Raw genomic sequence first — 7527 nt, 5'->3', positions numbered from 1 at the left:
CGACCACGTCCGCGCCGCCCCGACCCGGCCCGCCCGCGCCGCCCGGCCCGACCGCGCCCCGCGGCCGCGGGCGGACGCGGGGGCGTTCACGGTGAGTGCGATGCGGTGAGGGGCTGCTGCCCCGAGCGCAGGAGATCCGCGACGGCCTGCCGGACGGGGTCGTACGGGACGGGCCGCCCCGGCGGAGCGGGGCGGCAGGGTCCTCGGGCCCTTCCCGATCGCCGTCGGCAGCGAGGCGGCGGACGTGCCGGACCGTGATCCGCCGGCCGAGCGCCCTGCCCTGGGTGGGGCGGCGGGTCAGGCGCGCAGCCACTCCGTCATGACCACCTCACGACCGGTCCGCAGCCGCAGCGCGAACGGGCCGGTGGGCGGGGCGTCGCCGGTGAACCGGCCCATGTCGTCCGCCGTCAGCCGGGCATGGGCCCGCGGACCGCTCAGCACCTCGATCCGGGCCGGCCCCGGGGGCAGCACCTGTCCGATCAGGCCGTCCGCGGTCACTTCGACGTCGACGGTCACCTCGTCCGCGCGGAAGGTGAGCATCCGCGGCGGGTCCGCCTCTCCCCTGACCGGCAGGGCGTCGACCAGCGAGTCGAACGTCAGCTCGGCCACGCGCGTGTCCAGGTCGTGCAGCGCGAAGGCGTCGACGGCGATCCGCCGCAGCTCGGCCGGGACCGGGTCCAGGATCGCGGCGGCCTGCCGCAGTTCCTCCTCCAGCAGCGCGGCGTCCCACTCGCCCTCCGTGAAGGTCTCGTCGGTTCCGTCGCCGTCGTACCTGTCGCTCATATCGTCCCCCGGGCCTCGAGTCGGGCCCGCAGCCGGCGCAGACAGCGCTGGCGCATCGGCCCGATGCTGCCCACCGCGATCCCCAGCGCGGCGGACACCTCCTGATAACTGGGCGGTGGCGAGGAGATCAGCACCCGCAGCAACTGGCGGCACCGCTCGCCCAGTTCCTCGAACTCCTGCCACAGACGCCGGACGCGCTCGGTCTGCGTGGCGGCCTCCTCGGAGTCGAGCACCGACTCCTCCGGCGTACGGTCCTCGCTCGGCCGGTCGAGCAACTGCGGATCGTCGGTCGGTGTCCACCGCTTCGACGCCCTGAGCAGCTTCAGGCACTCGTGGCGCGCCGTGCTGGCCAGCCAGGAGCCGGTCTTCTCCGGTTCGCGGATGCGGCCCAGGTGCTGAGCGAACCGGAACCAGGCGGTCTGGTAGACCTCGTGCGCGTCGGCGTCGGACAGCCCGTGTGCCCGCGCCACGGACCACACCAGCGGGCCCAGCCCGTCGACCAGCGACTTCCAGGCCGCCGCGTCCCCGTCGGCGGCCAACTGGACGAGCGCCCCGACCTCTGCACGGTCCACTGCCCCACCCCTCGTATACGACACGTCATCGTACGCCGTGGAGTGGGTGGTTCCGCCCAGCGTCCGGCCGCTCACGACCCGCCGGCCGACGGGTCGACGGGGACCGGGCGCCAGGTGGGCGGCAGCAGCGCCGGAACGTGCGCCCCGCGGACCTCCGCGTACTCGGTGTTGGCCGCGAGCAACTGCGCGCGGGCCGCGCGCGGGTTCCGCTCCCCGTGCGCCGTCATGTGGGCGGCGACCAGGCCCGCGACCAAGGGCGTGGCGAAGGAGGTGCCGCTCCACTGCGCGTGCCCTTCGAACATCACCTGGTCGGGCTTGGCGGGGGCGTCGCCCGGCTCGCTCAGCACCCCGTTGTGCGGGGGGTACTGGCAGGTGCAGGCGTAGGCGAAGCCGTACCGGCAGGCGTCGTAGGTGGAGTGCTGGTAGACGTACGGCACGGGCGTCGCGAAGCCGGTCAGGGCGCTGGTCAGACGCTCGCCCGGGGCGTAGGCCTTGACCCAGCCGCCGTGGTTGCTGAAGCAGGCGCCGAACTCGCCGTCGGAGCGCAGCGCGCCGACCGACAGCACCGATTTCCTCCAGCCGGGCAGGTCGGCGTAGGCGGCGGGCCAGAAGGGCGTGGCGCTGCCGTTGTTGCCGGCGGCGGCGACCAGCAGGGTGCGCTGCTCACGCAGCTCCTCCATGAAGGCGTGCACGCCGAGCAGCCCGTCGGCGCGGCCGTTGGAGGTGCCGGCCGAGAGGCTGAGCACCTCGGGCCAGCCGCCCCGGTCGACGGCCTCGAACAGCTTCTCGCCCAGGTCGCACTCCAGGATGGCGCCGGCGTCGTTGAGAGTGCCCAGGACGGTCACCTCGGTGTTGGGGGCGACGGCGGCGACGAGCCCGGCGATGAAGGTGCCGTGGCCGACGTACTGCTGGAGGACGCCGTCGTCGTCGCACTCCCTGACCTGGGCGTCGCCGTCGGTGTGGGCGAGCAGCGGGTAGGCCCGGTAGTCGTGCATGAGGCCGGTGTCGACGACGAGGACGCCGACGGCGGTGCCCGCGTCGTACGGCGTCTCGGCGGCGGCCGGGTTCGGCGGCTCGCTGATCGGGACGGGCACGGGCTCGTCGCCGGGGCAGGCGTTGACGGCGATGGAGACGACGTGGTTGCGGCTGATCAGCCGGCGGCCGGCGCGGCCCTCCATCGTCCTGAGGGAGCGCAGGGCGTGGGCGACGGTGGGGTCGCCGCCGCTGTCGCCCTCGCCGGGGTCGCCGACCCGGATACGGGTGATGCCGGTGCGGTTGGTCTCGGGGCCCGCCCGGCGCACGTGGTCCGAGGTCAGGCCGGCCATGGTGGTGAAGTGGTCGCGCACGGTGTCCTCGACGAGGCGGGCCTCCTCGCCGTCACGGGCGAGCACGACGCCCTTCTCGTAGAGGAACTCGGCGGAGTCGTCCGGCCCCATCGCCAGCGGGACGTCCGGCATCGAGCGCTGGATCTGGTCGAACTGCTCGCGGAATCTCTGTGGTGCCATGGCATGCCCTCCACTGAGGCGGTGGTGGTGACGATCGCGGCGACGGTCGTCAATCAGAGTCGGCGGGTGGCTGATTGATACAGACTCGAACCTGTGGGGTGCGGTTCCGGAGCACTACCATCCGTGGGGTGACAGCGGGAAACGACTCGGTTCTCCAACTGCTGCCCATGGTGTTCGCCGCCCCCAACGAGGCGCTGGCGCGGGCGGAGGAGCTGCTCGGGGCCGATCCGTCGCCGCTGCACGCCTCGGTCGCGCATCAGGTGATCGGCATCTGGCAGCGGGACTTCGGCGACACCCGGCGGGCCCTGGCCCATCTGCGGCGCGCCCGCGACCTCGCGGCCCGCGCCGACTCGGCCGAGCGGGAGGCGGACGTGCTCGCCACGCTCGGGGTGGCGCTGGTGCACTCCGGCCGCACCCGGGAGGGTCTGGCGGCGTTCGAGCGGGGCGTGGCGCGCGGCACCGGGCACACCCGGGCGCGGGTGCTGTACCGGCGGGCGTACGTGTGGTGGGTGCTGGGCCGGCACGGCGAGGCGCTGGAGGACGTGCGGCGGGCGATCCCGGTGCTGCGGCAGGCGGACGACGTGATCTGGACGGCGCGGGCGCTGACCCTGCGGGCGACGGTGCACCTGGCGCTCGGATCGGTGGAGCGGGCGGACGCCGACTTCACCGCGGCGGAGGCGCTGTGGGACACCACCGGCCAGGAGCACGACAAGGCCGACGCGGTGGAGAGCCGGGGGCTCGCGGCGTTCCGGTCGGGCGACGTGCCGGCGGCGCTGCGGCTGCTGGACGAGGCGGAGGAGCGGTACGCCAAGCTGGACACGCCGACGTTCATGCTCACCATCCGGCGCTGCGAGGTGCTGATGGCGGCGGGGCTCGCCACGGAGGCGCTGACCGAGGCGGACGGGGCGATCGCCGCTCTGGACGGCATCGGCGGGCAGTCCACCCGCAAGGCGGAGCTGCTGCTGGTCGCCGCGCGGGCAGCCCGGCTGGCGGACGATCCGCAGACCGCGATCGCGCGTGCCGCCGTCGCGGTACGGCTGTTCGCCGCGCAGCGGCGCACCTGGTACGAGACGCACGCCCGGCTGGTGCTGATCGAGGCGCGGGTCGCGACGGGGCGCGGGTCGGGCCGGCTGGTGGCGGACGCCGCCGCGGTGGCGGAGCGGCTGGCCGCCTTCGGGGCGCCGGCCGCGCCGGAGGCGTCGCTGCTGGCGGGCCGGATCGCGCTGGGCCTGGGCTGGACGGCGGACGCGGAACGGCATCTGGCGGTCGCCGCGCGCAGCCGGCACAGCGGTCCGCCGCTGGCACGGATGACGGGCTGGGCGGCGCAGGCGCTGCGGGCGCGGGCGGCCGGATCGGCGCGGGGTGTGCTGGAAGCCTGCCGGCGGGGTCTGGACGTACTCGACGACCACCGGATGACGCTGGGCGCCTCGGAGCTGCGGGCCCGGGCCACCGCGCAGGGCGCGGAGCTGGCGGCGCTGGCGCAGCGGGCGAGTCTGGTCTCGGGCGGGCCGCGGCGGCTGCTGGTGTGGAGCGAGCGCTGGCGGGCGACGGTGCTGTCCGCGCCGCCGACCCGGCCTCCGGCCGACCCCGCGCTGCTGAGCGGTATGACGGCGTTCCGGGAGATCGCCGCCCGCGCGGACGAGGCCCGGTTGGACGGTGGCCGGCCCGCGCCCGCCCTGGAGCGGGAACAGCGGCGCCTGGAGCGGGAGATCCGCTCGCGCACCCTGCACATGCGGGGCGAGGCGCCCGGTGACGGTGACCGGTTCGACGTCGGCCGTCTGCTGCGGCGGCTGGGTGAGGACGTACGGCTGGTGGAGCTGGCCGTGCTCGACGGACGGGTGCACGTACTGCTGTGCGGGCAGGGCCGGGTGCGGCGGTTCGAGGCGGGGCTGCTGGCGGAGGCGGAGCGGGAGGCCGAGCACGTGCAGGCCGGGCTGCGGCGGCTGGCCCATCCGGGAGCGGAGGCCCGGCTGCCGTTGGTGGAGGCGGCGGGCGCGCGCCTGCAGGAGCTGCTGCTCGGCCGCGCGGCGGCGCACCTCGGCTCGGGCCCGGTCGTCGTGGTCCCGCCGGGCCGCCTGCACCGGGTGCCGTGGGCCCTGCTGCCCGCCCTGCGGGAACGGGTCCTGAGCGTGTCGCCGTCGGCGACCAGCTGGCTGCGCGCGAAGGAGACCACGCCCCCGCCCGGCGGCCGTCAGGTCCTGGTCCGCGGGCCGGGACTGGCGAGCGGCGGGGCGGAGGTGCCGCACCTCGCCGACCGGTACGGGGTGTCGCGGGGTGCCGGGTCCGGCGGGGCGTGGGGGCCTTCGGCCGGGGGCGAGTACGAGGCGGGTGCCGCGGGTGCTGCGGGAGTTGGACGGGGCCGCGCTGGCGCACATCGCCGCGCACGGCACCTTCCGTGCGGACAGCCCCTTGTTCTCGTCGCTGCGGATGGCGGACGGGCCGCTCATCGTGCACGACTTCGAGCGTCTGGCCCGCAGCCCGTACCGGATCATCCTGTCCTGCTGCGACACCGCCCGGTTCGCGTCGGTCGGCGCCGACGAGCTGCTCGGGCTGGTCACCGCGCTGCTGCCGCTGGGCACGGCCGGGGTGGTGGCGTGCAGCGCGCCGGTCAACGACGCCGCGGTGGTGCCGCTGATGCTCGCGCTGCACAAGGGCCTGGACGCCGGGCTCTCCCTCGCGGAGGCGCTGCGGGACGCGCGGGCCGCGCTGCCCGGTGACGCGGTGCACCAGGCGACGGGGTGGGCGTTCTGCGCGTTCGGCGCGGCCTGAGGCCTCGTACGTCGCGCGTCGGGCCCGGTCGGGCCGCGCGTCAGGCCGGTTGGGCCGCGCGTCAGGCCGGTTGGGCCTCGGGCAGTTCCACCAGCCAGGGCAGGGCGGCCCGGTCGCCGGCGCCGAGGCGGGTGTAGGCGCCGTAGAGGTGGTTTCCGACGGTGCGGACGGAGAGGGTGAGTCTCTCCGCGATCTGCCGGTTGCTCAGGCCGGCGGCGGCGAGGGTGACGATCTGCCGCTGGCGGGCGGTGAGTTCGCCGAGCACCAGACCGGAGAGTGCGGGTGTCCGGGCGCCCTCGCAGCGCCGGGCGAGGGCGGCGGCGCGGGTGCGGGCGGTGCGGGCGGCGCTCGGGTCGCGGTGCGCGCGTACCGCCTGGGCGTGTGCCTCGGCCGCGAACAGCAGGAAGCCGCGCCCTTCCAGCTGCTCGGCCACCTGGTCCAGGGCCGGTCCGTCGCCCCGTGCGAGGGCGTCGGCGTGCGCGGCGAAGACGCCGGTGAGGCGGCCGACCGTGCACTCGGGGGCACCGAGCCGGACGGCGTCGTACGGGTCCTGGGCGAGCGCCGCCTCACGGACCGCCTCGTCGAGGTCACCGCGCGCCGCGGCGGACCACACGGCGGCGTCCGCGGTGGGGGCGCCGTGGGCCGTTGCCGGTGGCGCGTCGCCCGACTGCGCTGCGGCGAGGGCGAGTTCGGTCATGCACGCGATGTCGTCGGTGGCCGTGCGCAGGCCCTCGCGGGCCCAGGCCGCGGCCTCGCGCAGCCGGCCGCGCAGGCGGGCGAACCGTGCGCGCAGTGCCGCGTACTCCGCGGGCAGCGGCACTCCCTCGGCCACCAGCCACTCCCCCACGGGCGTCTCCAGGGCCCGTACGTCGGCCTGCTCGATGCGTCGGACCAGGGCGGCCCGCTCCTCGGCCAGCGCGGGACCGCACTGGTCCGGGGTACGGGACAGGCGCCGGGCCCGCAGCCGGCCCGCGGCGGCCCGCAGGACGGGGCCGTGCAGAGGGTGGCTGAGCCGGGTGGCCCCGTGCTCGTCGACGACGACCAGGTCCTCGGCCTCCAGTTGCTCCAGGGTGCGTGCGTCGAAGGAGTCCAGGTCGAGCGGCAACGGCTCGGCGAAGGCCAGCCGCTCGAGCGTCTCGCGCTCCTCGGGCCGGGCGCGGTCGAGGACGTGGGCGGTGCGCTCCCGCACGGCCGCGGTGACCGGCACCGGACCCCGCCACGCCCGCCGGTCCGTGTCCGGGACCGGCGTGAGAAGCCCCCGCTCGCGTACGGCGGTCAGCAGTTCGCGCAGCAGCCGCAGGTCTCCCCGGCACAGGCGGTGCAGCCGGTCGACGGTGAGCGGCTCCACGCCGACGCCCGCACCCGCCGAGAGCAGTTCGGCGGTCTCCTCGCGGGGCAGCGGCTCCAGGGCGAGGCGCGGCAGCAGCTCGCCGGACCACAGCCGGGACACCGCGCCCGGCACGGGGACGCCTTCGGTGGCGACGATCAGGAGCCGGGTACGGCCGTGCACGGCGAGCTGGTGCACGAGGGCCGCGGAGGCGTCGTCGAGCAGGTGGGCGTCGTCGACGATCAGCAGCCGTACGCCGGACAGCATTTGCACGGCACGGTGCAGGGTGACGGTCTCGGGCAGCAGGTGCGCGAACGCGGCGAAGGGAATGCCGTCGGTCGCGGGCGTCCCGGCCGCCCTGGAGTGTTCCGTGCCGCGGACGGCCTCCGTCACGAGCCGGGTCTTGCCGCAGCCCGCCGGGCCGGTCACCACGAGGCCGTTCCGTCCGGCGGCCAGGGACCGGCGCACCAGCTCCAGTTCGTCCGCCCGCCCGGTGAACGGCCAGGCCGGCTCCAGCGTCTTCGCGTCGCGCAGAGAAGTCGTCACGGCAACAGGAGTCGGCGTACTCATC

Annotated in this window: 4 protein-coding genes and 1 pseudogene; 1 reads left to right on the top strand and 4 read right to left on the bottom strand. The window is 76.1% G+C overall.

Annotated elements, in window-relative coordinates; translation table 11 throughout:
- Nucleotides 1-297: 297 nt before the first annotated feature.
- The 3 genes from RM812_RS02075 to RM812_RS02065 form a co-directional block, all read right to left on the bottom strand.
- A complete protein-coding gene (locus RM812_RS02075; RefSeq protein WP_311570609.1) occupies nucleotides 298-783 on the bottom strand; it encodes a hypothetical protein in 486 nt (161 codons plus the stop codon).
- On the bottom strand, nucleotides 780-1355 hold the full coding sequence (locus RM812_RS02070; protein WP_311570608.1) for an RNA polymerase sigma factor: 576 nt from the start codon (nucleotides 1353-1355) through the stop codon (nucleotides 780-782). Before RM812_RS02070 ends, RM812_RS02075 begins: the two co-directional genes overlap by 4 nt.
- Nucleotides 1356-1426: 71 nt before the next feature.
- Complete coding sequence (locus tag RM812_RS02065; protein WP_311570607.1) at nucleotides 1427-2860, bottom strand: S8/S53 family peptidase; 1434 nt, start codon at nucleotides 2858-2860, stop codon at nucleotides 1427-1429.
- A 167-nt stretch (nucleotides 2861-3027) separates the two neighbouring features.
- On the opposite strand from RM812_RS02065, the pseudogene RM812_RS02060 reads away from it, so the two are divergent.
- Nucleotides 3028-5629: pseudogene (locus tag RM812_RS02060) on the top strand (CHAT domain-containing protein).
- A 61-nt stretch (nucleotides 5630-5690) separates the two neighbouring features.
- On the opposite strand, the gene RM812_RS02055 reads toward RM812_RS02060, so the two are convergent.
- Nucleotides 5691-7526 carry a LuxR family transcriptional regulator AbsR2 gene (locus tag RM812_RS02055; protein WP_311570606.1) on the bottom strand — a complete coding sequence of 612 codons (1836 nt, stop codon included), beginning with the start codon at nucleotides 7524-7526 and terminating at the stop codon, nucleotides 5691-5693.
- Between the last annotated feature and the right edge of the window lies 1 nt (nucleotide 7527).

This window comes from Streptomyces lancefieldiae (assembly GCF_031845825.1).
Classification (GTDB): domain Bacteria; phylum Actinomycetota; class Actinomycetes; order Streptomycetales; family Streptomycetaceae; genus Streptomyces; species Streptomyces lancefieldiae.
Note: the sequence above shows the minus strand (reverse complement) of the source record. Positions and strands in the feature narration are given on the sequence as shown.